This is a genomic window from Paenisporosarcina sp. P4_B8 (assembly GCF_056402175.1).
The window spans coordinates 99,259-125,734 of the sequence record NZ_JBFUHX010000001.1 but is presented as its reverse complement, the minus strand read 5'-3'; the positions used below and the strand labels follow the sequence as shown (position 1 = coordinate 125,734).

The window sequence follows — 26,476 nt, the reverse complement described above, 5'->3', positions numbered from 1 at the left end:
ATATTGATTAAAGTGAAAAGCCGATTATCCCGTTCATTAATCTGGTACAAATAACTAAATTAAGCATACAAAAATAGCCCAATTCGCATCCGAATTGGGCTATTTTAAAATGTCTATATATCAGCTTTGAATATGATTTGCACTCGCTTAAGCCAATCTTCCCTTGAGAAATTATCGTTTCTCTACATTAATTGGATTTGCAAATTAGTATTAGCTAGTTATGCTTTCAATAACGATTGGGTAATAGTAGGTAAAATTATTTCTATCGTTGTTCCCACATTTAATTTACTTTCAATTGTTAACTTACCGTTATGACTTTCGATTATCTTATAACAGGTCATTAGTCCAAGACCTGTACCCTTTTCCTTTGTTGTATAAAATGGCTCTCCCAGTGTTGGCAATCGTTCTGTTGGAATTCCGATACCTTCATCAATAATTTGAATAGAAATCATGTCTTCTTCTTTTTCCTTTACCTTAACCTCAATACTTCCTCCCTGAGGCATGGCTTCGATTGAATTTTTAAGAAGGTTTAGAAAAACCTGCTTTAACTGATTTTTATCGCAACTCACCATTGGCAAATCACTTTCAAACTCAACAAAAATTTGAACATTGTTCAATATTGACTGAGTATTAATTAAGGTTACTATTTCTTTTATCAATACCGTAATGTCTTGTTCTAGAAAAGTTGCTACGCTTGGTTTGGCGAGAACCATGAATTCACTTACGATTGAATTTATCCGTTCAAGCTCTGATTCTACAATATCAAAATATTCATCTTTGAGCTCATTGGACTTCAATAGATATATAAATCCTTTGATGGAAGTTAGGGGATTACGGACTTCATGGGCTATACCTGCTGCCATTTGACCCAACATAGCCAGTTTTTCTGACTTTTGGAGTTGCTGTTCGTTCTGTACTTTTCTTATAGTGATATCCTTTCCAATTGAAAGGATTGCCTCTTTTTCACCAAAAACGATATACAATGAAGAAACTTCAAAAATGAACATCGATCCATCAAAACGTTTCATTCTGTGTTCTATACTGTTTAACGGATGTTTCTGTTTCATTGCCTGTTTTACTCGTTCATGAATACGCTCTGTGTACTCGGAATCAAAAAAGTCATGTATGGATTTTCCGATTATGTCTCCCATATTGGAAGCCCCAAACATGCAAACAGTGGCTTTATTTACATAAACAATCCTATTATCCTGATGGATAATAACTGATTCAGGCAATGAATCAATCAACCTTTTGTAGCTTTCCCCACTGGAGCGTGCCTGTTTTTCATAGTAACGAGCTTTATCATATTGCCTTCCAACAAGCCAAGCAATAAAAGTAAATATAAAAAAGTCTATCGTAAAAAAATCCTCATAATTCACAATATTATGAAAGGTAGTAAATGTTATCGAAATTAACACCAAAATAACTTGACCCGAATAATTCATTTTATCCCTCTTAAATAAGTATATTTGCAAACAATTATTGTAAATTATTTATTCAACGATTTGACGATACATTTCTATATCCATATATTTTTCCACAATATTCCACAACTTACTAAAAGCTACTACTACTTAATTCGACATTTTAACATTAAAAATCCTCTTTTTCTTTGAAAATTGCATATTCAATAAGTGAAATGCGCGTATTTATTTCATTATTTATTCTGTGCTATGTAGATAATGAACTCCAAAAAATATCCTTTTTCAACTAACACGTATTTTCATATTTAATATTACTTCCCCATTAATATTAGAGACTACTACGGCTACTGGTCATTAGTTGAAGAACAAAATCCTCTACTCAATAAAACTATCGCTTGGATTCTACGTTAAAAAAAAATCCATGCACAAGTGCATGGATTCATAGTCTTGACTAACACAACTTAACGATGAGGGGGGTTAAGAATGTGTTTTTATGATCAGCATCGATTTGGAGAAAAGTCGCTGACATGGCTTCTTCCCTAATTTTCAGAAAGATTGACTTTGGTATACGATAATGATAATCATTATCAGTAAATATGTCAACACTTTACCGGTTATTTTTTTGTATACTACAGTTATGACTAATTTAACGAACGATCAAATCCGACAATTAAATATGTATAGCACTTACATCATTCCTCCTGCTCACCCACTGTTTACACGTAAACAAATGGAAAACATTGATTTCCTGACAGTAGTACAAACCATCACGGGTATTAGCAACAAAACGGTTGCTGCTTCTTACCTTATGCGACGCTATGGGATGTTTATATCGGCACAATTTGTCATGCTGGCTACTTACGATGAATTATGGTTAGGACAACCTGAAGAATTGATGTTTGCTGCTAATGTTGAATATGGAAATAAGGGTATCAGTATGTATATCGATAAAAAAGACTTTATGGATGTAGAGAGCCTTCCTCGTGAAGCTCTCATACAGAAAATATTGAAGGAACAAACTTATTCATTGATCCTAGAAATTCGAAAGCATTCTTCTGTCTCTCCTTTGACATTGTGGGAAAACGTTTTTGGATTTTTACTATGGCACTACTCTGTTCTTCTTGGAAATCCTGCGACTGAAAAGCAAGCTCGCATTGATTTGGAGATCTTAAAATTATCAAACGTTTGGGAAGGAATCGCCAAGCATTCATTATTTAAAGCCTACTTAAAAGACCTTGAGCCAGCACAGCTTTTGAATTCTCCTGTACGAACTACATGTTGTTTCTCCAAAGATGTTCCGGGATTGCAAAAATGCGGTTTCTGTCCTCTTCAATAGTTAAAAATACCCATTTGAACATTGGGATGTTTTAGCAATGACTAAATAGGATAAACCTAACATTAAGAAGATGAAAAGGAGCGTGTCAATGACATGGAAAACATTCAAGGTAAAGTTCAAGAGGAATTAAATAATGTAAGTTCAGAAAAAAAAGAAGAAATCTTAGCGAATTTTTCAACTTTTAAATCTTATTTAGGCGATAAAGTAGCAATGGGTGAAAAATTAGGTCTTGGCGAAGAGCAATTAGCAAAGACTGCTGAAAAAGTAGCAGGCTATTTAGCAAATAATGAAGAGCCTCGTAACAGCGAAGAAAACTTGTTACAAGAATTATGGAAGTCTGGCGATAAAGATCAGCAACATGCTTTGGCTCACATGTTAGTAAATATGGTGAGAAAATAAGCATTTGAAAGGTGTGGATTCGTATGACGAACAACCCTTTTGACGATAAAGAACGTGAAAATCAAAAAGGTCGTAAATTAGACAATCCAGATGTAGTAGAAACTGACAAGGAAAGCCTCTTCGATATGCATGAAGACATGCAAACCGTGGATGCTGTTCCTGTTGAAGAATTAAATGAAAAAGTAAAAGATGAAGAAAATAAACGACATTCAAAAGATACTTCTTCAAGTGAAGAACGTTATCCAGAATAAGCGAAAGCCGGACTCTCCTTTTGGAGAATCCGGCTTTTTCACATTTCTATCATCATTCTTCTTCAACTGTTGATGTTGCAGCTTCTTTGATTTCCGCGCGTCTTGCATAAGCATTTTTCAAAATCGTCTTAATCACTGCGTAAGTTGGAATCGCAAGAATAATCCCCCATAACCCGGCAATATTTCCTGCAGCCAAAATGACTGTAATAACGGTCAAAGGGTGAATATCTAGAGCTCTTCCCATGACATTCGGTGAAATTAAATTACTTTCAATCTGTTGTGCAATCAGCATAATAATCGCTACATAAATAGCCATTTGTGGTTCTTGAATGAAACCTATAATAAGAGCAGGAATTACAGAAATATAAGGACCTAGGAAAGGAATGACATTCATAAACATCCCGAAAATAGCGAGAATGAGTGCATAATCTAGTCCAATGATCAAGTATCCAATCAACAACATCATACCAACTGCAAAACTTACAAATAGTTGTCCCTGAATATAGGATTTCAGTGTGATATCAATATCGACCAATGTTTTACGAATCCATGTTTTCCGTTCCCCACTAAAGAAATTGGCAACAAATGGTGCGAACTTCTCGTGATCTTTCAATAAATAAACAAGGAAAAACGGTATCAATACCAATAAAAATAACCCTTGGAACATGCTTTGAATAAATGTGATTAGCCCAACACCGAATCTTTGTGCAAAGTCATTCAATTTTGAAGACTGATTATCAATTGATTCTTTTATCGATTCAGGTAAACGATTTTTTTGATCAAGTGCATAATCAACCATGGCTTGAACATCTTTAGTAATTTTTGGTGCATCTTCTACTAATGAATTCACTTGCTTTGTAACTGCTGGACCAATCATGAATGAGAACAACCAAAGGAAAAATCCAATCGCGATAAAGATGGCGAGAATACTTGTCCATCTCGGCCAGCCTTTTGACTCTAAAAAATTAAGCAGAGGTCTCGTTAAATAGAATAAAACCCCTCCAAGCAATAATGGTAAAAATATGGTTTGCCCTATAATGACAAGCGGCGAAAATATCCCTTTAACTTCAATAAACATTCTTATAATAAGTAAAGCCAGCAAAATCCCGACCCCAACTTGAAACCAAAGCTTTTTCGTCAATACATTCACGTCCTATTATGTTTGTTTTTCTTATTATAAGTTATTTTTGGTAATAACGGGTATACATACTTGAAAATGGTTAAGTGAGGACGTTTCTAATGGCATATTATTACGAGGAACTTCGACATCATATGGGTCACCGTCACCGTTCCCTTCTCCTACCGGGATCCGTTGTTATTATTTTAAATGATAAAAATGAAATATTATCGCGGTGGTTTAATAGACATAGGGGTAAGCCTCGTAATGGACTTGAAATTATGTCATGTTTTTTTCTGGACCAGACATTCATTAAACATGTTTAGAGTTGTGAGGTTTGGGTAAACATAATACCGAGGATTTTCTCGCCTACTTTGTTCCTCTTATTTTCGCGCAACAAAACAAAAACTCCAGGCAAAAGATAATTTTGGGAGGAGAAAGTTTAGATGAATTGGTATGAAAAGTTAAATCAATATTTTCCAGTCGAAGAAATGAAATCAAAAGAACATATGGAGACATTGCTGACTGAAAAAGGTAATGTTTATATAAAAGATGAAGGTCCAAAACACGTGCTCATGTACGTTGAGTTTGAAAACTTTGTATTTGTGGATTATCTTTTTGTGTCAAAAGAAGCCCGCGGTGAAGGATTAGGTCGCAAACTTCTGAACAAATTAAAAGAAAAGAACAAAGCAATTCTCCTTGAAGTGGAACCTGTAAATTATGAAGATACGGATACTGAAAAACGCCTTAAATTTTACGCTCGTGAAGACTTCAAACATGCATCCCGCATTGGTTATACTCGTCGATCTTTAGCCACCGGCGAAAATACCGTTCTTGAAATACTCTATTGGTCACCTACCGATCAGGATGAAGAAGAAATTTATAACGCAATGAAGTGGACTTATGAAAATATCCATACCTTTAAAGATGAGCAGTTTTATGGTGATTCATACGACCCTTCCAGCGAGGTACTTGTCTTTAAGACAGACAAAAAACCAAATATGCTTGAATCTTATTAATACAGTACAGACGAAAGAGCCGTTCATTCCGGCCCTTTCGTCTTTTTTGCGGAAACGGCTGACTTAGTCGTTTTCATTTTTGTATAGATAGTAATCTTGGGCATGCACTACTTTAAAACCTACGGATTCATATAAATTCAAGGCATGAGCATTTTTTGTTTCTACTTCCAGATACACGGAATGGCCTTGCATACTTTGTTCTTTGACGACTTTTTGGAGCACTTTTCGACCTGTACCTTTCCCCTGGAATTCAGGAAGAATGGAAAAACCATATATCCATGCTTGCCCGTCTTCACGCTTAATGCGAATCTTCCCGATTGTTTGAGTGTTCACTTCGATCATTAACATATCGGTATCTTCATCGCTATCTATTCTGCTTTCCATCACTTTAGCATCTTCCTCTAGTACACCAAACGCCTCGACGTCCAAACGAATTCTCATGTCCAGATCTTCATGCTTTGCCTCTCGTAAAGTCACATCCTCTACTTCGTTAAGAGGTCTTTCCTGCCACTCCATTTGGTGTTCAGAAAATGCAGGTACGGCTTCATGTTTATTCAAAAAGGACTTTGCTTCCTGAGATCCAGCTGGTGCGTTGAGCAAAATTTTCTTAAATTTCTGTTGTTTCGCTTTTTCCATCGCCATCAGAAACAAACGATTAAAATGACCTTTCCGGCGTTCGCTCGGCTTTACCATGCCGCATACTTCCGCAGTTGAACCAAATGCGTAAATCCCTAAAAATGCAACTAGTTCATTTTCTTCATAATAAAGAAAGTCACGTTCCTCCAAATCACGGGTCCTTAGCATTTCCCAGTTCAATTTCAGTTTTATCCCATCATGTGCTTCACATTCTTTTTGAAGAGTCTCAATGTCTTGCAATTGTTTTGTCGTTAACATATATTTCTCCTTCTATTCTGATTATTTCTACATAAAAATAGCTTCCCACATTTTAGAGTGGGAAGCTACTGATTATTTAGGTTTTGTATAACTTGCAATCGCTGTGGCAATTTGGTCTTCAATTGGCGTCACAGCTGCCAAATCATTATTAATCAGAATGGAGAATGTCAGCAACTCACCATCTTTTGTGGTGGCATATCCAGATAAGGCAGATACGGCGGTCAATGTACCTGTTTTTGCTTTCACATTTCCGACAGTAGGTTCAGTTTTCATTCGATTGCGTAAAGTTCCTCCGGTAAAACGGTCACTTATCCCTGCAACTGGCAATGAAGATAAGAATGTGTTGTACCATGGCTCATTTTGTACAGCCACAAGAAGATTTGTTACTTCATTTGAAGGAATCAAATTGACGTGAGACATGCCCGAAGCATCGCGGATCATGATTGTTTCCATATTCAAACCCATTTCCTCTGAATTCTCTTCTATCACCTGAAGTCCCTTCTCCCAGCTTCCTTCCCCGTAAACCACTTTGCCCATTTCCTTTGCCAATACTTCAGCGTGTCCGTTATTGCTAAGTTTCATGAAAGGAATGAATAGTTCTTTCAGTGCCATTGAGTTTTTAAAAGTCAGCAGTTGAGCATCACTAGGCGTTTTGCCTAACGTGATTTTGTACTTACCGACAAATTTAATACCTTGTTCCTCCAAAGATTTCTTGAACAAGTCCAACGCATAATAGGAAGGCTCCCAAATCGCAATCCATTCACGGGTGACAGTGCCGCCCGCTGGGACTGTTCCCTCAATAATGATATTGTTCGATCCATGTTGCCGTTCAATTGTTATGTCTTTCACTTCTCCGGCAGGAACCGTTTTAGAACGATTGATGATGTTTACCAGATCGGTTTCAGGCAATACTTTAATCTTTGCCGGTTCACCGACAATTGAATTTGGATGTGCTTCCACAATAACTGTACCTGCATCATAATCTGCATTCGGTGATGCCGTTAGTGCTGATACTTGTGCAGCGTAATAATAGGATTCATCCGTCCAAGTTATATCCTGCGACAAACGGACATCGTCATACCAGGTATCGTCACCGATTAAGTTTCCATTTATCTTCTTAATACCACGAGCCGCAAGATCCTTGGCAAATACGTCGAAGTCCTTCTTTAACAACGTAGGATCCCCTTTACCTTTCAAGTACAAATCTCCCAACAACATTCCCTCTTTTACAGTGCCATCACTCAACACTTCCGTAGAGAACCTATAATTTTCTCCGAGTGTTTCAAGAGCAGCTGCTCCTGTGAGAAGTTTCATATTCGATGCCGGATGCAACCTCGTTTCACCAAAATGGTCATAAATAAGTTCTCCTGAGTTGGCTTTCCTAATACTCACACCTGTCGTGGCACCGTCAAGTCGTTCGTCCTGAAGAATTTTATTAATGCTGATTCCTAATTGGGCATATTCATCTGTTGCAATAGCCGTTTGTTGTTTGGATCCATCCGTAAATGGATAAAAAGCGAGCATCACTATAAAAAGAGTTAGAATATACTTTTTCACTTTCAACACTTCGTTCCCCCTAAAAATAGTATTGGAGAGAGCATACCATAAAATAATTTGAATATTATGTAATTTTTAGAATGATTGTAAAAAACGTTCTTTTCTCACATTCGCTCTGTCGAATGTCTATTTCTATATATGTGCAGTGATTGAAGGTTATGTAAACAAACTGGAGTTTTCACTTCTTTCGTCACACTAAAAAAACTCACTTCAGAAAAGTGAGTTTTGGACGTGTGGTTAAGTACACTACACACAGTATGACAACCAATCCAACTATCATATGAACAGAAATCGCTAATAATTGAAATGAATACGAATGATAAACCCCAAATCAGACTTAAGGCAATTATATGTATACGCGCATAAGAAGTACTTCCTTTACTAAACTTTCGTTCGATAATGTGTTGGTGACTGATTGGTGTATTTATGGAAAGCTGTTGAGAAATGGGCGGCATTCAGATAACCGACAGATTGAGCAATATCGCCTACTTGCAAATCAGTCGTTAGGAGTTGCTGTTTTGCTAGATCCATTCTTGCTTTCATTAAATAACGTGTTGGTGATACGTTCATTTCTTTCGAAAATACTTTCTGTAAATAGGTTGGAGAAACAAATAGTTGCTCAGCCAATTTTTTCAATGTAAGAGGTTCTGCTAATTGTGTTTCAATTATTTCGATGGTTTGATTGACAATTTGTGAACGCGGCTGAACAAATGCCACATCATCTGGACAACATCGTTTACATGGACGATACCCAGCCTCCACGGCTGCACTCTGTGATAAAAAAATGGAGACGTGCTGACGAAGTGGCAACTTGGAAGGGCATGATGGCCGACAAAAAATAAGTGTTGTCGAAACCCCATAAAAAAACTGACCATCAAAGCGATTATCATTGTTTCTGATGGCTATCCATTCAAATTCTTTCATGGGCAATGCCCCCTTTTATGTGGCTTTCATACTTGTCGGCTCATGCTGAACATGCACCAAACTGTACGATAAAAAACAGAATCGTTTATCAAAACTTTTTTCTTTATAGTAACACAATACTTCTGTCTGAAAATTGAATGCCAACAATTGAAAAGCATACAGAACTGAAGTTATTTATAATAGGACTAGGGGGTGTTCATATGTATAGAGGCTATTTGAATTCACCAATTGGACTCATTGAAGTATTAGCAACACAGGAAAATCTTATATCTGTATTGTTCGTAGAAGAACAAAAGCATTCCCATGAAAATGAAATCGTCAAACATTTCCTTCATGAGATTGACTCTTATTTCAAAGGTCAACTTACACACTTTACGATTCCATCGTTGAACGGCACCATTTTTCAAAGTGAAGTATGGAATGAGCTAATCCACATCCCATTTGGTAAACGGAGCAGCTACTCCGAGATTGCTCACCAAATTAATAGACAAAAAGCAGTTCGGGCAGTTGGGTCGGCTATCGGGAAAAATAAATTAGCCCTCATCGTGCCTTGTCATCGAGTGGTCGGAAAAAATGGATCTCTGTCTGGATTTGCGTGGGAAACATGGCGAAAAGAATGGTTACTTGAACATGAAAAGAACCATTCACAAAAGTGAACGGTTCTTTTCTCTTATTTACCGTGATAGCCAAAATTCATATGCTGATAGCGTCCACGAATGATTTGATAAATACCGTATAAAATCAGGCCAACAGCAACCAAAGCAAGAATCAACTGGCCAAATGGTTGACTGGCAAGTTCTGCTAATGCCCCACCCAGACCTTTGGATTCTTCTGGGTTATTCGTATAGGCAGTACGGATAAAGAAGAAACCTACCATACTCAGTATCACTCCACGTGCGATCAATCCGATTTTTCCTGAAAGTCGTGCTATTTTACGTTCTTTTTCATTCATTTCATATGTTTTGAATTTATCCATAAACTTTTCTTTGACTCCACTATAGAGCTCATAAAGTCCATAACCAATGATGATAACTCCCACTAAACCGACTATCCATTCCCCAAAGGGCTGCCCCATCAATTTGGCTGAAATCGTCTTTTCGCCTCCACCTTCAGCGTTTCCAGTGTGACTTGCCAGTTTAATTGCCCCAAAAGCTAAATTCGCATAAATAATCCCACTAATAAAATAGCCGGTCCGCTTAATCAGACCTTTTGCATCATTTCCTTCGTTTTCAGGATCTTTAAAAGCTTTTATGAAATCCCACAGGATATAACCAATTAAGCCGATGCCAATGACCCATAAAACAAAATCTCCAAATTGCATTTCTGCAATGGATTGCAATGCACCCGAAGTTCCGGTTGTATCTCCTCCGGGTCCGAAAGCAGCAAGTGCCGCCAGGATTCCAATCATCCCGTAAACAACACCTTTTGTCATATAGCCGAATCGCCCGAATCTCCGTACCCAAGGTTTTGCTTCTCTCATTTTATCTTTCGCATGTGCTGTTGATGTGTTCATCACGGTCACTTCCTCTACATTTACTCTTACAACTGAAGTTCCCTTTTGAGTGAGATTGGAAACCTTACAACAAAGGCGGTTTTAATTAAATCAGAAGTAATTACTCGGCATAAAGAGAGATTATAAGAATTTTAGAAATATATACTAATATATGGTGCAATCTATTATACTTTTCTGGAATCGATTAGAAGGAGACGTAATATTTGAAGGGCATCAACTTCAGTTTAATCGGCATGAACAAAGTTTTATTCGGTTTCGCCCGTTAATTCCCACATGATAGAATTGAATTAAATGATTGAATAGCAAAAGACAGGGCCTCTGCCCTGTCTTTTATTTTGTTGCATGCGCAATCCAGCCACCAAATAGAGTGGTCGAAAAGAATTGTGTTACCCGCTCGAATCCAGCTTGTTGTAAGAGTTCTTCAATCCGAGTTGCAGGTATGAATGACAGTTCACGAACCGACTCTTCCATCGCCTCTACATCTTCTTGTGTTAAATCAGTTAAATCCAGCCAAATCGATTTCCATAAATTCATCCGCTCATCGAATTCTAGATTCGATTGATCACCAAACATCGATACGAGTACAAATGGAGCTCCCGGTTGCAATCTTTCTCTTACTGTTTTCAATAAACTCAGTTTTTCTTCAACTGTTTCAACGAAATGGAGGACAAGCAAACATGTGGCAGCATCAAATGTTTCATTAAATTCGATTTGTTCAATTATCCCTGTGTGTATGGACACTCGATCTTCGATTCCTGCATTTTTCGCTTTTTGCATAGCGACTTCAAGCATGGCTTCTGAAGGGTCAACCCCAGCGAAAGTCCAAGTAGGGTTTGCTGTTCCAAAGGTCACAATTTCATTTCCTCCGCCCGCTCCAATGACCAACACGTTTGCAGAGTCGCTTACATTCGCACGAAGGAATGACTGAACCATCCGGAACAATGCATCGTAAGTTGGTAAAGCACGGCGAATGCCTTTATCGTATTCTCTTGCCATTTCCAGATCAAATTCCAAATCATCTTTCACTGTGTTTCCCCCTTTAATTAATCATTTATATCTTCTATTATGGGACAGTTCATTGAAACTTTCAAACCGCTACATATTCGCTATCTTAAGAGACTAAATGGTACACTTTTACAATAAAAGCGAAAAGCTTCTTTCTAGCCAGACACTGGCGCTTGGAGCTGGAACTAATAAATCATATGCCCTTTTGGAGGCTGATATATATGGAAGATACTATGATAAAGCGGACTCTCGGCCAAACAGATTTACACCTGTCCCCCCTTGGACTAGGGACTTGGCAATTCAGTAAAGGATCAGGTGTCGTTGGCAGATTTTGGGGAGCACTGGAAGATGAACTTACGGAAAACATCATTAAAACGTCATTGGATGGCGGCATCAATTGGTTTGACACAGCTGAAGTATATGGTGGCGGTGAGTCCGAAAGAATTTTAGCGAAAGCGCTTGAAAATATAGGTGCAAGCCCTGAAGAAGCTCGAATTGCGACTAAATGGTGGCCTATGCTTCGAACAGCAAGTTCCATTCCGAAAACGATTAATAATCGTAAAGAGGCTCTTCAAAATCGCAGGATTGACTTGTACCAAATTCATCAACCCTATTCACTCTCATCCGTTGAAAAGCAAATGCAGGCAATGATCGAGCTAGTAAAAGCTGGTCATATTAACCATATCGGCGTTAGTAATTTCAACGCTTCTGCAATGGTCAATTCCCATCGGATTCTTAGTGAAAACGGACTGACACTGGCTTCGAATCAAGTGAAATACAGTTTGCTGGACCGACGTATGGAGGAAAACGGAGTTCTGGATCGCGCGAAGGAATTAGGCATTTCCATCATTGCTTACTCGCCACTTGAGCAAGGAATACTAACTGGGAAGTTTCATGATAATCCTGCATTGATTCACGATGCCAAAGGACCTCGTAGATTTCAACGCAAATTCAAGGAAATAGGATTGGCAGAATCTAAACCACTCATAACTTTACTGGATGCCATTGGTGAAAAATACAATGTCAGTGCCAGCCAAGTAGCTTTGAACTGGACTATCCATTATCATGGAGAAACGGTTTTTGCGATTCCCGGTGCCACTAAAGTTCATCACGCACAAGATAATGTCGGTGCATTAACGTTTAAACTCGATGCGGGAGAACTCGAAGAAATTTCACGCGCTTCCTGGAAAGTTCTTCAAAAATAACAGGAGTATATTTCAGGAGTGAGTTCATGTTAGAAAAATGGATTGAAGAAGCGACCGGACATCGTGTTAGGAGAAGTGCCACTTTAAGTAATCCGAATGATCCCACCGTTAATCGTCACAAAAGAACAAATTGATGTAGGACTTCAATTACTCGATGAAGCATTAATGGAATACGAAGAAGCATTAATGAGTTTAGAGGGTATATAGAGAAAGAGGCTGACTCAATAGTGAGTCAGCCTCTTTCTCTATTATTTTGAATAACGCCTTCATAGATTGGTATATCAAACATATAATGGATAAAAGAAAGGAGAGCTTCGTAATGACCGATCCCATTCAAACAATGATTCAATTATTACAAACGCTGATTCCCCTTATACTAGGTACCATTCTCTTTTCCAGCACTCTGATGTCTCCAAAAAGATGGCTTGTCGCCATCACTTTATTTATAGGCATTAGCGGGCCTTTCATTTATTCCCTGTTTGATGAACAATCTCGTCCCGCTATCGGTGCAACTATCGGTTTGGGTCTCTCCATGCTTTTTGTATGGGTTTGCTCAGGACTGCTTGTACTCATTGCCCTCATTCGTATCTACTTCAACATAAAACAACAAAAAAACTAGAACAAGCGACATTTTGTCGAATGATTCTAGTTTTCTTTTGTTCTGCATACATTTCGCTCAAATGTAACCAATAACAAGAAAATATACCGAAGGTCGCATAGCCGAGGTTTAATTTTTCAACTTGTCTCTTCATTAGCCAAATCTACAATGTTTTCACCAATAGGTTCCCACAATTCGATTTTGTTTCCTTCCAAATCTAAAATGTGTGCAAATTTCCCGTAACTTTCTTCCAAAATAGGTGCTAGGATTTCGACACCTTTCGTTTGAAGTTCTTCAGCCAATTCAACCAAATCATCTACGCGGAAGTTAATCATGAACTGCTTCTGTGATGGTTCAAAGTAAGTCGTCTCTTCTTTAAACGGCGCCCATATCGTCCTCCCTATACCAGGTGGCTTTACAGAATTCCACAGAAACATTTTGCCGTACTCATCCGAATCAATTCCTAATTTTTCTTTATACCAGTTACGCAAGGCTATTGGGTCCTCGCTTTTAAAGAACACTCCACCAATTCCTGTTACACCTGCCATTAATATCACTCCGATTTTTTATAGGTATTGTTAAACGCACATTTGCGCTAGTCACCTGAGCCAACAAGCATAAAAACCACATACTTGTTGGACTCAAACTTCACGTTCGTGCGGCAAGCAAGGTCAAATGCACTTCCTCGGTTTTTATTCTATTTCAACAGCTTTCTATAGCATAGCCCCCGTTTAATAAATTATTTTCTATAGATTAAAACTTTTTTGCCAAAATAAAGTCAAATGTAGTATTAAAAACATGAAAGGAAGAATGAGCAAAGTGAAAAAGAGGAATAAGGCAATTCCACTGTTCATCACTTTTACTGCCGCATTGCTGATTGCACTCAGTTTGCAAACGGATATAGGATCGGCTTTTATGAAAGAAATGAAAGACATGTTTCTCCCTGAGAAAGAAGTGATTCAAAGCATCGAGGGAGAGGATGAAGAAACTGAAGTCCAGTTAAATAAAGGGAAAGATTCGGAATATGTGATTTATGTAGATGAATCACGCTACAAGCTGACCCACGGTGAGGAATCAGATATCATTACCCCTGTTTACCCAGTGCCTGAAAATTATCCGGAAGTGACGATGGAAATCAGGCAAGTTCCCGATGAAAAACCAGAAGAACTTGTTGTTAAATTTGGAGCCGAGCTAAAAAATGACTTTCCCGGGCTCCGGGATGTTGTAGAAGTAACGGAACCCGTAAAAGGATTTGAGTTACACGGTGCAGCAGGCAATGAAGCAAACAGCAAAATCGTTCATGCTTACGTCATCAGTAACGGGAAAGATGGAAGTTTTGTCATCACGCAGTACTATTTCCTCGAAGCTGCTGAAGGACATGGAGCAAGATTTCATCATATGCTAAAAACCTTTGAAATCGTTGAATAACCTTTAAGAGGAGCCGGCCAATCCCGTTCCTCTTAAAGGTTTTTGTTTTCCACAAATAAATACTGGTTTTACATGATGGTTAACCGAGTTTCATCACGTGTGTCGTATCAGGCGTATCATGAGTTTCTTCAAATCCATTCGCCCGGTAAAAAGCATCTGCTTTTGCAGATTCAGTACGACATGTGATTTTTGAAAAATTGCCTTTGGCATGGTTCACAAGTTCGGTGAGTAATTGAGAGCCTACCCCTTGTCGTCTGGCAACTCCGAGTGTATAAAATCTCCTTAAGCGAGCTTCATCTTTGTTTTCCGTATACGGATTTTGATTGATGCCGCCGATTGCCACCAATTTATCGGGACCTTCCCACACTCCGAAAAGTGCTTCCCCGTCTTTGTTGAACGTATTTGATCCATCTTCATAATCATGTACTAAACGAGTCAAGAAACGGTAACCTTCTTCTTCACTTTCTGTTACCAGCTGCGATACGTCTACTTTCTTCAAATCTTCTATTCGTTGAACTTTGAACGTCATCTGAGTTTCTCCCCTTTAGTTAATAGTTTAATTATTCTAACTATATACTATTTCGCTAAACACGGACTCATTACCTTTATTTTTGGCACTTTTAACTTCTTTTGATTTTTAATAAAGAGGATTGTTTATCGTACATTTCGGCTGAATGCATGTTCTGCTTGAGCAATATACTTGTGGGGTCTCATTCTTCGAAAGTGCTGCTCCTGCGGTTACTCGTCGCCTAAAAGATTGCTCCTGCGGTTGCTCGTCGTAAAAGTACTCTTATTAAAAATCAGCTTTAGCTTAAATAAAAGATGGACTCTGCTCTCTTTCCACGGACGACCTAGCAATTCTATAATCACTTGAGATGTACACAAAAAAAGAGTGGGATATTCCCACTCTTTTTCATTACGTTAAACTTCCACTGTATTTCAGCTCGTCTATTGAAAGTTGATCCGCTTTGCCATCTAAAATGGCTTCAACGTCTTGCAATGTTTGTGACAATGCCACAGTCTTTCCTTTTTGGCCCGTAACAGATTCTGCTACAAAAAATGGTTGCGTGAAATATGCTTCCAACCGTTCTCCCCGTTGATATGTTTCCACCTCGGCTGCAGGAATTTTCTCCTTGCCATGCACAGCTACTACTGATCGCAATTCACGGTAGCGACGCAACAATTTTTGTGCACGCTGTCTCAAATTAAAATGACGTTGGTCCAAATCAATCCCTTCCAAAATCGAGGAAGTTGAATAAATCGGGTGGACAGCTGGGTATTGGTGACGGCTTGCCAAATCCGCATCCAGTTGCCACAACGTTTCAAGTGGACCATATGGCATGTCTTCATCCACCACTTCCCCAGATAAATCTACAAGAATGGTTGTTACATTTTGCACGCGTTCTGCAACTAGTTTTTCCTGTAAGTCCAACAGTTCACCAGACACGATATAACTCTTGTCTGTAATGAATATCACTTCTCCATTTTGTGAAGTTAAAGTCGAGTATGTTTCATTGATCGTAGTTGTGACGACATCAGCCAATTCAGTTGTCCCTTGAAGTTCAGGATGACTCCCTTTCGGCAGTAAAAAGACTGTAGTGAGGTCGCTATCTTTAAAGCGATGCATCAATTCAGCCAGGATCACTACTTGCCCCATGCCTGGACGAGCCACTATACCTGTCGTACCGCCTTTTACAAGCGGTGCAAAGAAATCCAAAGTCTTAATTTGCGTTTCAATCATATTCAATTTCTCCCCTCGAATGATTAATTCGTCTATTGAACAATTAGCAAGTGATGCAAGACCAACCAAAGTGCGAACCTCCGCTTTTCCTAAATCAATTTTTCCTGTGCATAAATTAGACACGGTTGCTGGCCGAATGCCAATTGATTTCGCTGCGGTTGTTAAATTTGGAACTTTTCTTCTGAGTAAAGCGACATTTAAACGAATATTATCCATTATTCAATCCCCCCTTGTTACTTTTAATAGTAATTTAAATTACTTTACAATGCAATAGTTTTTTCTTTTTACAGTAAAAATAATTACTTTAAAAGTAACTATCGAATGCTCTTGTGGTAAACTTTGAAAATAGAAAATCATGTATGAGGAGAAAATTATCAATCAAATTGGATCAATTAATTAGTTAAAATGAGGCATTTAACAATAAACGTCTCACAACCGCATGCGAAATCAAATATTAAACAATAAAAAAAGCCGTCCTTTACAGGACAGCTTTCAATAATTAATGTGTAAACTTTTTATCGACATTGTATTTCGCAACAAATTTATTGATGGCATACGTCTCATAAATTTCACGTTCCATTGCATCATCAACATAGAAAATCTTAATTTTCGCTACTTCATCACGGTGCTCTTTAAGTGGTGAAACATTATCTTCAAAATGTTTTTTTACACGTTGTCTTACTTTACGTGCTTTCCCAACAAACAAAAGCTCATCTGTTTTGTTGTAAAACATGATGATACCGCCTTTGTCTCGTGCAATTTGATGGAAGTCGATGAAACCATAAATTGATGGAATTTCTGGCTCGTCGTTTGATCGGTCTTGTTCACGTTGAACAATCGTTAAGTCTGGTTTTGGCATTTCAATCTTAATCATATTCAGTCACGTCCTCACTTCTTTAGAGTGTAATGCTATCACAAATAACGTTAAAAATCTATCAGTTAAACACAGTTCACCTATAGAGAAAGTTTTAGCCAATCCAATAACGTTTAATCACATTTCCATCATCTTCAACAAAGTCGTTGTCTTCGACGCCACCATTCTTTAGGATGGTTTTTTCAGAGCCGATATTAATTGCATCACATACGACTAATACACGATTGATACCAAGCTCTCTTGTTTTTTCAAGAGCCAATCTCAGAATTTCTGTTGCATATCCTTTTTGGCGTTCAGATGGACGAATACCATAGCCAATATGTCCTCCAGCGTTCATCAAGTGATTAGTTAACGAATGTCGAATATTGACCACTCCTAGAATGCGGTATTCCTCCTCAATTAACCAGTAGGTCGAATCAGGCACCCATCCTTCGGGTAAGCCAATCCCTTTTTCAGATTCCAGTAAAGACGAAACCATCCCTTCAAAATCTGTGGGGTCTTTACCGATTACCCAAGGAATCATTTCTTCTTCGCTTTCTTTCCATTCCTCATAGAGAGACATATAAGCCTTCTTCAAGTCCACACTTGGTTTTACCAATTTCACCATGCATTTCACCTCCCAACCTTTATCTTAAGCTTTCAATTGCCTGCTTCACACTGCCATATGTATTGAATGAAGTAAAGTCAATTCCTGCTTGAACTACTGCCATTGATAAATTCGGCCGAATTCCAGTAAACATGATGTGAATACCCAATAATTGCAACACATTATGAATCGTGAAAATATGTTGGGCTACTTCTGAATCAATCGTTAAGATACCAGAAAAATCGATAATTAAATGATCTATGTCTAGCGTTGGTATAGTCGGTAGAACATTGTTCAATAAATGCTGGACTCGGGAATAGTCAATAACACCGATTAAAGGTAAAACAGCAATACCATGCTGGATTGGTACGATTGGTGCAGACAATTCGTTGATTTCTTTTTGGCGATCTTTCAATTGGTCATCACGGTAAGCCTCATATGCAAAAATCGTTTCAATCATGCTGACATCCAGTAGATAGCTTATACGATTGTTGATTTTCAAAACATCTTCCGTCGATAAACCATGCTCCATCGAAATTCTATTAATGTTTTCCAAGTACATCAAACGATTTTTTGCATAAGGTTTGATCATTGTCGATAATTGAGAAAGCATGGCAGCTTGTTGTTCTCCATTCTTTTTACTCCATTTGACCAATTCCGCAGCAGCTACTTCATTGCTATCTTCAAATGACTCAACCAATAACGTCAAAAATTCGACATTGATTTTGATTGATTGCTGAATCATTTCATCTGTTACTTCAAATTCCACATTTTCAAGTGCAGAATCCATCATTTCTGTAACAATTTCTTCTGCATGATCCACCAAATATTTACCTACTTTTAAAATATCATCCACAAGTGTGCACATCCTCAGTTTATTATTGTTAACTATTGCTCTGTAAGAGAATATTACTATAAACACAAGTGGAAAGCATGAATATTCAGTAATTTACTAATTGAATAGTAAAAACCCACTCGAGTGAGTGGGCTTCGTTTTTTATCTTATCCTTGGGTACTTTGAATAGCCTGACCAATTTTTGATTCGGTAATGTTCCAGTGAGAGGCATGCCAGACTGGCTCTTTATTCGACACGATGAAAATTTGTGGTGATTTATGCTGAACACCTAAATTACTTTCGATTTCATTCGATACTGGACGACTTTCGATGACTTTCACTAAGTAAGCGTCAACACCCGTTTCAAATGAAGTGAATTCGCGGTAAGCAGCAGCACTCACAGGACACGTAGTACTATGCTTGAACAGTAAGACAGGCTTTTCTTTTGATTGTTGAAGAATATTTTCCCACTCTGGAATTGTTGTAATTTCTGTATAGGTTGCCATCAATCATCATCCTTTCAATAGTTAGTTTTCCTATTATCTCGAATTTCAAACCGATTTGCACATAACTTGCCTACGTACAAACAGTTTAAAATTTTCGTCCTTGAGGGATACTCATAATGTACTAAACTAAACCAACTCAACAATTTGAAAGGAGAACAAATCATGAAAACTAAAAAACATGCTTTTTATGGACCCTTCCTATTAACGACTGCTTTGCTGTTAAGCGCATGCGGAGAAAAGGAGGAAGTGAAAGATGGACCTACCGGGGAACAAGCTGAAAGTGAATTTGGATTCCGTTCTTTCGATTTAGATATAGATACGGCAGATCAGAAAGACGCAATTGATGTTTCGTTTGACGTGGATGTATCCGAGACTGAAGCGGAGTACATGAATAAACTGGAATCGTTAAATTTGTCAGGAGATAAAGCTTATAAAAAGCTTGAACCACTCTTTAAAGAGCTTGCACTTACGAAAGACATGAGTAAAGAAGAAGTCATTAAAAAAGTGGCAAAGGCCTTTGGCGTGGAAGAGTACAAAGAATTCGATTTAGAAGTTGAATTTTCCGACGGGGACGACCAAGAATTTAAAGATAACAAATAACCAAAAGCCAAGTAGCATTCATGATTCATGCTACTTGGCTTTTATTATGTAAGTTCTTCGGAGGAATCGGCACAAACACACTACTTTTGCCTGAAATATGCGGCATAATCATATTTTTTTCTTTTCAAGCAAACTCACCCCAGATATTTTCAATAAGAAGAAATCGCCATGTATGGCGGCCAGGAGAGTTTCGATATTGGCTCTAAAATGAAAAATCACGATGGGGTTAATACAAATTCCTTAATTTAAATTCTAACTAAGAGCCCCATTTTTCCAACAAAGCCTCGCTCACCTAAATCACGGTTCCCAGTGGCTGAAAAAAATACAAAAAAGCCTTAACGCACATTTTGTCGTCAAGGCTTCTTGTTATTGATCGATTAAACTGACGGATACTTTCACATCAAGCTCGTGGCTGCCACCTCGGTAAATCCCTTGCACCGGACTGACATCCCCGTAATCTCGACCGACGCCAACCCGAATATGGTTTTCAAGTGCTTCCACATTATTTGTTGGATCTAGTCCTACCCAGCCAATACCGGGTACCATGACTTCAGCCCATGCATGGCTTGCTGCGTCCCCAACTAATGCCGAATTTTCTCCGACATACAAATATCCGCTGACGTACCTTGCCGGAATGTGCTTAGCACGAAGTATTCCAAGCATGACGTGAGAAATATCCTGGCAAACACCTTTCTTCAAATCAAAGGATTCCAACGCTTTTGTTGAAACATTTGTCGAGGAACCGTCATACGTAAAACGATTGAACAAATAACCCATAACATCAATTGCATATTGAACAGGATTGGCCATCTGTCCGATATCCTTATCGACTTGTTCCATTTGTTCTGGAGTTAAATAGGTGTATGCCGTATTACTTAAATAAGCTAAATAGTGACTGCTGAATAAATCGGAATGGAAAATCGCATACATTTCCGGTGAATAGTCAATGCGGTGAATCCAAGGACTCTTTTGAATGCTAACAACGGAAGTTGCCTTAACTTCCAAATGCTTATGATGATCCGCTATAAAAAATGATTCTACACTGTTCCCCCAAATATCCACATGTTCTTTCGTAAGAGCAACCGGAGTAATATCCGTTCGATATGACAGCAATCGTTGACACTCATCCGTACGGGGCTTTAATCGGATTGAGTTCATACTTTGATCCACCCATGAATCGTAATCGAAAATGTTGGTATGTTCAATTTTGTACTTCATGGAGGAAGCTTTTTCTGTAATCGGTGGTTGAGGAAAATCTAAAAATTGAACTTGTCGTTGCGTACCAATTGGTTCAATTAAATAATAAGTCTTCGAGAAAATTTGTCCTATTTCATTGCATTTATTTTGGAACTTGTTTAGAAATGCCAGCATATCATCAGAATTTAACTCTTGAATGGACATTTCATCAAATTCATTTTTCACATTCTCAAGGGCGTAATATAATTCGGAAGAATAATGTGCAACTTTTGCATTCTCCAAAATATCAATGGCTGCCCTTACATGATTGATATTGTAATGAATCGACTGCGGGAACGACTCATCAGTAATCAAAAAAGTTAAGATGGTCTTCGGATCCATCTTGGGACGGTTTACTTTCAAATAGGCTTCATAGCCATTCAACATGCGAAGTGCCGATAACCATGCATAGTAATCGTCGCCTTTGTAAAACAACTGGGTTTCCCGTGTCTGTTCACATACCACGTTTAAAATACGTGCCGTTTTTTCTGCACGTTCCAACCACTTCCCAATTTTCATCATGCGATATGCGACACTGCGGGACATACCAGATTCAATAATCCCTTGGGCAGTCAGGCACGTCAATTTCACTTTACGCAAAAACGTGCGTAAGTGATGAATCGTAAAACTTTCCTGTTCTGCTTGAATGGTAAACAGATACAGATCATTCAGAACTTCAAATAGTTCATTCGGCAAGTGATCCCTACTGATTCGTGCATTTTCCCGGGCTACCCGAACACAACTGTATATTGAATTAAAATTATCTGTATGGAAGGCTATAAAACGAATATAATCTTCATCTTGAACATCTTCACTACTTTTTAGCTTATCTAGTTCGTCTTTAGTTGAACACGCTTCAAACATTATTTTCCAGTGTTTACCGTCTAACAATTCTTCACTCGAAGTCTCAACCATCTGTGTTAAATGAACGTCCAAAATTCGCGCGTTTGACTCTGTACGTTCAATATTCCGTGCCATCCAATAGAGTGAATCTGCTACACGACTTAACATTAGCTCATCCCTCCAAACTTCATAACCCATGTATCTTTACCACCACCACCTTGCGATGAATTCACAACGAGGGATCCTTTTTTCAGTGCTACTCGGGAAAGCCCCCCTGGGAATACATGTGTTTCTTTTCCTCTCATGACAAACACTCGTAAATCCACGTGACAAGGATAGAATTCTTCCCCTTGATAGGAAGGAGCTCTCGATAACTTTATCGTCGGTTGTGCAATATATTGATGAGGGTTTTCAAGAATTTTTTCACGGAATTCCTCGATTTCCATTGAGGTTGCATGCGGTCCTACAAGCATGTCATACCCCCCCGAAGCTCCTACATTTTTAACGACCAATTCGTGTAATCGTTCCAGCACCCAGTCCCGCTGTTCGGCATGATCAAGACGGTAGGTCATGACATTATCAATAATTGGGTCTTCTTTCAAGTAGTAACGAATCATATCTGGCACGTAGACATACATCGCTTTATCATCCGCCACTCCATTGCCAATTCCATTCAAAATAGCCACATTTCCTTGACGATAAGCCTCAAGCAAACCTTCAACGCCTAATATTGAATCTTCCCTGAACGCCAGTGGGTCCAGGAAGTCGTCATCAATTCGACGATAAATGATATCCACTTTTTCAAGACCACGGATCGTTTTCATATAAACAATGTTGCCGGAGACGAATAAGTCACGGCCTTCAACCAGGTGTAGACCCATTTGTTGTGCCAGAAACACATGATCATAGTAAGCCGAATTATAAATACCCGGAGTAAGTAGAACTGCTCGAGGATTATCTATACCTTCAGGAGCATGGTCCATAATGGCTTCGTGTAAATAAGTCACTTGATGCTCCAAAGTCTGAACGGAATGTTTTGCAAAAAATTCAGGGTATACCTGACGCATTACATAGCGGTTTTGGTAAACATACGAAATGCCTGAAGGGTTTCGTAAATTGTCTTCCAGTACTAAGTATTTGCCATTTTCATCCCGGATTAAATCGATTCCGGCAAGAAATATATGATTATTCAATGGAATTTTTATTCCCTGTACTTGTTTAACGTAATAATGAGGGTTGTCCACAACCAGTTCCTTAGGGATTATCCCGTCTTTAATGATTTGCTGTTCATTGTATACATCGTGTAAAAAACAATTGAGTGCATTTGTACGTTGTACCATTCCTTTTTCAATTGTTTCCCAATCTTCTGGAGGGATGATGATCGGCACAAAATCAAAAGGCATTGTGCGTTCAGCGCCAACATTATTATGATAGACAGTAAAAGTAATGCCTTGTCTCAAAAACGATAATTGGGCTGTTTCATGTTTTTCTTTCAATTCATCAGCAGAAAAATTATGGAGCATTTCATAAAATTTTTGATAATGGTCCTTAGGTTTTCCGCTTGCCTTCAACATTTCATCAAAAAACGGCTTAACTTTATACGTAGTAAACATGTAAACACCCTCTCTATATATGAAGTTGGAAAATTAAGAAAATAGTACGTTAAGTTTATCATAAAGTTCCTCTTTTCATTACCCATACTCCTAAGTTTTGAAGCCTTCAAATAGAAATAAAATACACACTGGTATCACTAAGAATATGTGAATATAGGAGTCAAAAATGCACACATCTAAATGTGTTTTTAAAAAAGGATATATTTCAAAATAACTGCTCTCCATAAAAAAAAAATGAGCTGCTACCCGTGATTTTCCAATCACGAAGGAGCAGCTCATTTTTATTTAGTAAGAACTTCTTTTTGCTGTCTTTTTTTGACTACAGTACCTAACCCAACAATTAATAACACAAAAGCAATCGGGATGATATATTCAAGAATTGGCCAAGTACTTTCTACAAATAAATGGCCATATTTATCATCAACCATCATTTTCCCAGCAGTATAGGCAATGATGCCCGAACCCGCCCACACAAGGAGCGGGTATTTATCCATTAGATTCATAATGAGCTGACTACCAAAAATAATCAGTGGCACACTAATAGCCAGTCCAATGACAATCAAGACGATATTTCCTTCTGCAGCTCCTGCAATAGCCAGTACATTATCCAGACTCATGACTAAGTCAGCAAAAATAATCGTACGAATAGCGCCGAACAGCGACGCTGAGGAGTGTAAATCTGGATCTTCATTAGCAGATTTAATTAAATCAAATGCAATATATAACAACAATAATCCACCAATAATTTCTACAAACGGGATTTCCAAAAGATAGACAGCTGCAAATGTTAGCACTACACGCAATCCAAGTGCACCAACTGTTCCAATGAAAATGGCTTTCTTGCGTTTGTCTTCGGATAATTTTCTGCTTGCTAGCGCAATGACGACGGCATTATCGCCACTTAATACGATATTAATCAAAATAATTTCAAGTAGTATGCCAAAGAAATGTGCATCCATTTTTTCATCTTCTTTCATTTTGTTCTGTAACTCCTATTACATCATACTCCTCAAACAAAATCTTTCAACCCATCTTTCAAGTTTCTTTCCAATAAAAAGCCCATGAAAGCTGCCGTATGGCAACTCGTCATGGACTGAAATTTATCATTCATATTTTCCAATGATTTTAACTGCTTTTTCCGTAATGTCTGTATCAATGGCTTCATCAAAATCAAACTCGCCTCTAATTGCACCATTCTTCTTATACAGTTCGTACTGATCACGAATATCATCTGTGAACATTTTGCCATTTGGATCAAGTCCAGTGACAAATACATCTTTCCAAACAGCTGCATCTTTTAAAGCAGTGTATTCTGTCATGATGTCGATGATTTCATCTGTGCCTTCGCCTTTTTTGAAGGCATCATTGTAGTCTCTTACACCCTTCAAGTAAGCTGCCATGAAACGTAAGGACACGTCCTGCTCGTCATTCATGAACTGCGGTGAACCTAATACCATGGCAATTTGAGCTTCCGGTGCAAAGTCGGTTGCATCACCTAATCGAACATGAATACCTTCGGCAACGCCTTGCGTGATTAGAGGTTCAATATTCAAAGCTGCATCAATGGAGCCGTTTTCGATGGCTGCCATCATGTTTCCGAAATCCGGCATAAGAACAAACTCGACGTCATCTTTCGACAGACCTGCGTGGTCAAGCATCAGATGGTATATATAATCGTCAACTCCATGCTCCCCTGAAACTGCAATGCGTTTTCCTTTTAAATCACTATATGTTTTGATTTCATCCTGTTTATCAGCACCTATTACAAATGTGAAGTAGGACTTCCCTTTTTCATTATGGCCTTTATCGGCAACAATTTTCACATCGATTCCTTGGGCAATCGCATTAAAGAAGGCAGCTGAGGAAATACCTCCAGCAATATCCACATCCCCTGATGCCAATGCTGGCAACATGTCGTCACTATTCGCGAATGTTGCAAATTCCACTTCGATATTATATTCAGCAAAATAACCTTTTTCATTAGCAATATAAAAGCCTGCCCCAGAAGCAGAACCGTCTTCTGCAATGACTACTTTCGTTTTCTTACTTAAAGGTGCTAAATCACCAGAAGGATTATCTTTACTTACATCGTCATTCACTTTCACTGCTTCCTTATTGGAGCAACCCCCAACAAGTAAAATCAAAACGCCCAACATGCCTAACCATTTTTTCATCTATTCACTCCTCGATTACAATCTTGATCCTTGTACTTCTACTTGCAAGTGACGCCAGATTTCCAGAAATTTCGAAGCCATTTCCGGATTCGAGCGAAAGTCTTCTAATTTCCTTGGACGAGGCAGATCTATTTTCATTTCTGCCACGATTTTGCCTGGCTGCGCACTCATGAGTAATACACGATCACTTAAATACAATGCTTCGTCGATGCTATGTGTGATGAATAACACCGTTTTCTTTGTTTCCGACCAAATCGACAATAATTCTTCTTGTAAAATGTATTTATTCTGTTCGTCTAAAGCTCCAAATGGCTCATCCATCAATAAGATTTCTGGGTCATTAGCAAACGCCCGAGCGATGCTGACACGTTGTTTCATGCCGCCTGAAAGCTCTTTCGGATACATTTTGGCGAATTTCCCAAGACCCACTTTGTTCAAAAAATACGTTGTTCGTTCTTTTACAATCGATTTTGGCAAGTGCCGCATCGTCAGTCCGAACGCTACATTTTTCTCAACCGTCAGCCAAGGGAGTATGCCACGTTCCTGAAACACCATCGATTGACTCGGTCGATCTTCATCTCCGGGTTCAATGGTAAAATCTCCTGAACTTTGATTTTCAAGACCCGCCAGAATGCGAAGTAACGTTGTTTTTCCACAGCCGCTCGGACCAACGAGACACACAAATTCCCCGTCTTCAATATCGAGCGAGATATTTTCAAGTGCAGTGACACTATTTTCTTTCTTGTAAAATACTTTCGTCAACTCATGGATTGATATTTTGGGTTTTGATCTCACGTC

28 protein-coding genes are annotated in these 26,476 nt (G+C 38.4%); 9 read left to right on the top strand and 19 right to left on the bottom strand.

Annotated elements, in window-relative coordinates; genetic code table 11:
- Positions 1-218 precede the first annotated feature (218 nt).
- Complete coding sequence (locus AC1DSK_RS00645) at positions 219-1,445, bottom strand: ATP-binding protein (protein ID WP_477546147.1); 1,227 nt, start codon at positions 1,443-1,445, stop codon at positions 219-221.
- Positions 1,446-1,998: 553 nt separating this feature from the next.
- Between AC1DSK_RS00645 and AC1DSK_RS00640 the strand changes: the two genes are divergently transcribed.
- The 3 genes from AC1DSK_RS00640 (at position 1,999) to AC1DSK_RS00630 (ending at position 3,410) form a co-directional block, all read left to right on the top strand.
- Positions 1,999-2,760 carry a hypothetical protein gene (locus AC1DSK_RS00640; RefSeq protein WP_477546146.1) on the top strand — a complete coding sequence of 254 codons (762 nt, stop codon included), beginning with the start codon at positions 1,999-2,001 and terminating at the stop codon, positions 2,758-2,760.
- Between the two features lie 93 nt (positions 2,761-2,853).
- Complete coding sequence (locus tag AC1DSK_RS00635) at positions 2,854-3,159, top strand: DUF3243 domain-containing protein (RefSeq protein ID WP_016428444.1); 306 nt, start codon at positions 2,854-2,856, stop codon at positions 3,157-3,159.
- Positions 3,160-3,182: 23 nt separating this feature from the next.
- Positions 3,183-3,410 carry a hypothetical protein gene (locus tag AC1DSK_RS00630; protein ID WP_477546145.1) on the top strand — a complete coding sequence of 76 codons (228 nt, stop codon included), beginning with the start codon at positions 3,183-3,185 and terminating at the stop codon, positions 3,408-3,410.
- 52 nt (positions 3,411-3,462) lie between these two features.
- Here the strand turns inward: AC1DSK_RS00630 and AC1DSK_RS00625 are convergent, their stop codons facing one another.
- The gene (locus AC1DSK_RS00625) at positions 3,463-4,551 is read right to left on the bottom strand and encodes an AI-2E family transporter (protein WP_477546144.1); all 1,089 of its coding nucleotides are present in this window, start codon (positions 4,549-4,551) and stop codon (positions 3,463-3,465) included.
- A 422-nt stretch (positions 4,552-4,973) separates the two neighbouring features.
- Here AC1DSK_RS00625 and AC1DSK_RS00620 point away from each other — a divergent pair, with 422 nt between their 5' ends.
- Entirely contained in the window at positions 4,974-5,546 is a 573-nt protein-coding gene (locus AC1DSK_RS00620; protein WP_016428448.1) for a GNAT family N-acetyltransferase, read from the top strand.
- 63 nt (positions 5,547-5,609) lie between these two features.
- Here AC1DSK_RS00620 and AC1DSK_RS00615 read toward each other — a convergent pair whose 3' ends face one another.
- The 3 genes from AC1DSK_RS00615 to AC1DSK_RS00605 form a co-directional block, all read right to left on the bottom strand.
- Positions 5,610-6,440: a GNAT family N-acetyltransferase gene (locus AC1DSK_RS00615; RefSeq protein ID WP_477546143.1), complete on the bottom strand. Its 831-nt coding sequence runs from the start codon at positions 6,438-6,440 to the stop codon at positions 5,610-5,612.
- Positions 6,441-6,512: 72 nt separating this feature from the next.
- Positions 6,513-8,003, bottom strand: coding sequence for a D-alanyl-D-alanine carboxypeptidase/D-alanyl-D-alanine endopeptidase (gene dacB / locus AC1DSK_RS00610; RefSeq protein ID WP_477546142.1), 1,491 nt, complete (start codon positions 8,001-8,003; stop codon positions 6,513-6,515).
- A 375-nt stretch (positions 8,004-8,378) separates the two neighbouring features.
- Positions 8,379-8,921, bottom strand: a complete 543-nt coding sequence (locus tag AC1DSK_RS00605) for a bifunctional transcriptional activator/DNA repair enzyme AdaA (RefSeq protein WP_477546141.1) — start codon at positions 8,919-8,921, stop codon at positions 8,379-8,381.
- A 200-nt stretch (positions 8,922-9,121) separates the two neighbouring features.
- Here AC1DSK_RS00605 and AC1DSK_RS00600 point away from each other — a divergent pair, with 200 nt between their 5' ends.
- Positions 9,122-9,577, top strand: a complete 456-nt coding sequence (locus AC1DSK_RS00600; RefSeq protein ID WP_477546140.1) for a methylated-DNA--[protein]-cysteine S-methyltransferase — start codon at positions 9,122-9,124, stop codon at positions 9,575-9,577.
- A 14-nt stretch (positions 9,578-9,591) separates the two neighbouring features.
- Here the strand turns inward: AC1DSK_RS00600 and AC1DSK_RS00595 are convergent, their stop codons facing one another.
- Positions 9,592-10,434: a DUF1206 domain-containing protein gene (locus tag AC1DSK_RS00595; protein WP_477546139.1), complete on the bottom strand. Its 843-nt coding sequence runs from the start codon at positions 10,432-10,434 to the stop codon at positions 9,592-9,594.
- Positions 10,435-10,764: 330 nt separating this feature from the next.
- The gene (locus tag AC1DSK_RS00590) at positions 10,765-11,460 is read right to left on the bottom strand and encodes a class I SAM-dependent methyltransferase (protein ID WP_477546138.1); all 696 of its coding nucleotides are present in this window, start codon (positions 11,458-11,460) and stop codon (positions 10,765-10,767) included.
- A gap of 200 nt (positions 11,461-11,660) precedes the next feature.
- Here AC1DSK_RS00590 and AC1DSK_RS00585 point away from each other — a divergent pair, with 200 nt between their 5' ends.
- The gene (locus AC1DSK_RS00585; protein WP_477546137.1) at positions 11,661-12,644 is read left to right on the top strand and encodes an aldo/keto reductase; all 984 of its coding nucleotides are present in this window, start codon (positions 11,661-11,663) and stop codon (positions 12,642-12,644) included.
- A 319-nt stretch (positions 12,645-12,963) separates the two neighbouring features.
- Complete coding sequence (locus AC1DSK_RS00580) at positions 12,964-13,263, top strand: hypothetical protein (protein WP_477546136.1); 300 nt, start codon at positions 12,964-12,966, stop codon at positions 13,261-13,263.
- A 116-nt stretch (positions 13,264-13,379) separates the two neighbouring features.
- Here AC1DSK_RS00580 and AC1DSK_RS00575 read toward each other — a convergent pair whose 3' ends face one another.
- Entirely contained in the window at positions 13,380-13,790 is a 411-nt protein-coding gene (locus AC1DSK_RS00575) for a VOC family protein (protein ID WP_477546135.1), read from the bottom strand.
- 271 nt (positions 13,791-14,061) lie between these two features.
- Between AC1DSK_RS00575 and AC1DSK_RS00570 the strand changes: the two genes are divergently transcribed.
- A complete protein-coding gene (locus tag AC1DSK_RS00570) occupies positions 14,062-14,670 on the top strand; it encodes a hypothetical protein (protein ID WP_477546134.1) in 609 nt (202 codons plus the stop codon).
- A gap of 79 nt (positions 14,671-14,749) precedes the next feature.
- On the opposite strand, the gene AC1DSK_RS00565 is transcribed toward AC1DSK_RS00570, so the two are convergent.
- From AC1DSK_RS00565 to ytxJ, 6 genes are all read right to left on the bottom strand, one after another.
- The gene (locus AC1DSK_RS00565) at positions 14,750-15,199 is read right to left on the bottom strand and encodes a GNAT family N-acetyltransferase (protein WP_016428467.1); all 450 of its coding nucleotides are present in this window, start codon (positions 15,197-15,199) and stop codon (positions 14,750-14,752) included.
- Positions 15,200-15,586: 387 nt separating this feature from the next.
- Entirely contained in the window at positions 15,587-16,627 is a 1,041-nt protein-coding gene (locus tag AC1DSK_RS00560) for a helix-turn-helix domain-containing protein (RefSeq protein ID WP_477546133.1), read from the bottom strand.
- Between the two features lie 283 nt (positions 16,628-16,910).
- Positions 16,911-17,285, bottom strand: a complete 375-nt coding sequence (locus AC1DSK_RS00555) for a nucleotide excision repair endonuclease (protein WP_477546132.1) — start codon at positions 17,283-17,285, stop codon at positions 16,911-16,913.
- A gap of 94 nt (positions 17,286-17,379) precedes the next feature.
- A complete protein-coding gene (locus AC1DSK_RS00550) occupies positions 17,380-17,892 on the bottom strand; it encodes a GNAT family N-acetyltransferase (RefSeq protein WP_477546131.1) in 513 nt (170 codons plus the stop codon).
- A 19-nt stretch (positions 17,893-17,911) separates the two neighbouring features.
- A complete protein-coding gene (locus tag AC1DSK_RS00545) occupies positions 17,912-18,727 on the bottom strand; it encodes an STAS domain-containing protein (protein ID WP_477546130.1) in 816 nt (271 codons plus the stop codon).
- Positions 18,728-18,873: 146 nt separating this feature from the next.
- Positions 18,874-19,212, bottom strand: a complete 339-nt coding sequence (gene ytxJ, locus AC1DSK_RS00540) for a bacillithiol system redox-active protein YtxJ (protein WP_477546129.1) — start codon at positions 19,210-19,212, stop codon at positions 18,874-18,876.
- Between the two features lie 162 nt (positions 19,213-19,374).
- On the opposite strand from ytxJ, the gene AC1DSK_RS00535 reads away from it, so the two are divergent.
- Complete coding sequence (locus AC1DSK_RS00535; protein ID WP_477546128.1) at positions 19,375-19,812, top strand: YusW family protein; 438 nt, start codon at positions 19,375-19,377, stop codon at positions 19,810-19,812.
- A 366-nt stretch (positions 19,813-20,178) separates the two neighbouring features.
- On the opposite strand, the gene AC1DSK_RS00530 is transcribed toward AC1DSK_RS00535, so the two are convergent.
- The 5 genes from AC1DSK_RS00530 to AC1DSK_RS00510 form a co-directional block, all read right to left on the bottom strand.
- A complete protein-coding gene (locus AC1DSK_RS00530; RefSeq protein WP_477546127.1) occupies positions 20,179-22,059 on the bottom strand; it encodes an alpha-E domain-containing protein in 1,881 nt (626 codons plus the stop codon).
- The gene (locus tag AC1DSK_RS00525; protein WP_477546126.1) at positions 22,059-23,504 is read right to left on the bottom strand and encodes a circularly permuted type 2 ATP-grasp protein; all 1,446 of its coding nucleotides are present in this window, start codon (positions 23,502-23,504) and stop codon (positions 22,059-22,061) included. Before AC1DSK_RS00525 ends, AC1DSK_RS00530 begins: the two co-directional genes overlap by 1 nt.
- Positions 23,505-23,785: 281 nt before the next feature.
- Positions 23,786-24,481 carry a TerC family protein gene (locus AC1DSK_RS00520; protein ID WP_477546125.1) on the bottom strand — a complete coding sequence of 232 codons (696 nt, stop codon included), beginning with the start codon at positions 24,479-24,481 and terminating at the stop codon, positions 23,786-23,788.
- A 126-nt stretch (positions 24,482-24,607) separates the two neighbouring features.
- On the bottom strand, positions 24,608-25,678 hold the full coding sequence (locus tag AC1DSK_RS00515; protein WP_477546124.1) for an ABC transporter substrate-binding protein: 1,071 nt from the start codon (positions 25,676-25,678) through the stop codon (positions 24,608-24,610).
- Between the two features lie 15 nt (positions 25,679-25,693).
- Entirely contained in the window at positions 25,694-26,473 is a 780-nt protein-coding gene (locus tag AC1DSK_RS00510) for an ABC transporter ATP-binding protein (RefSeq protein WP_477546123.1), read from the bottom strand.
- Positions 26,474-26,476 lie beyond the last annotated feature (3 nt).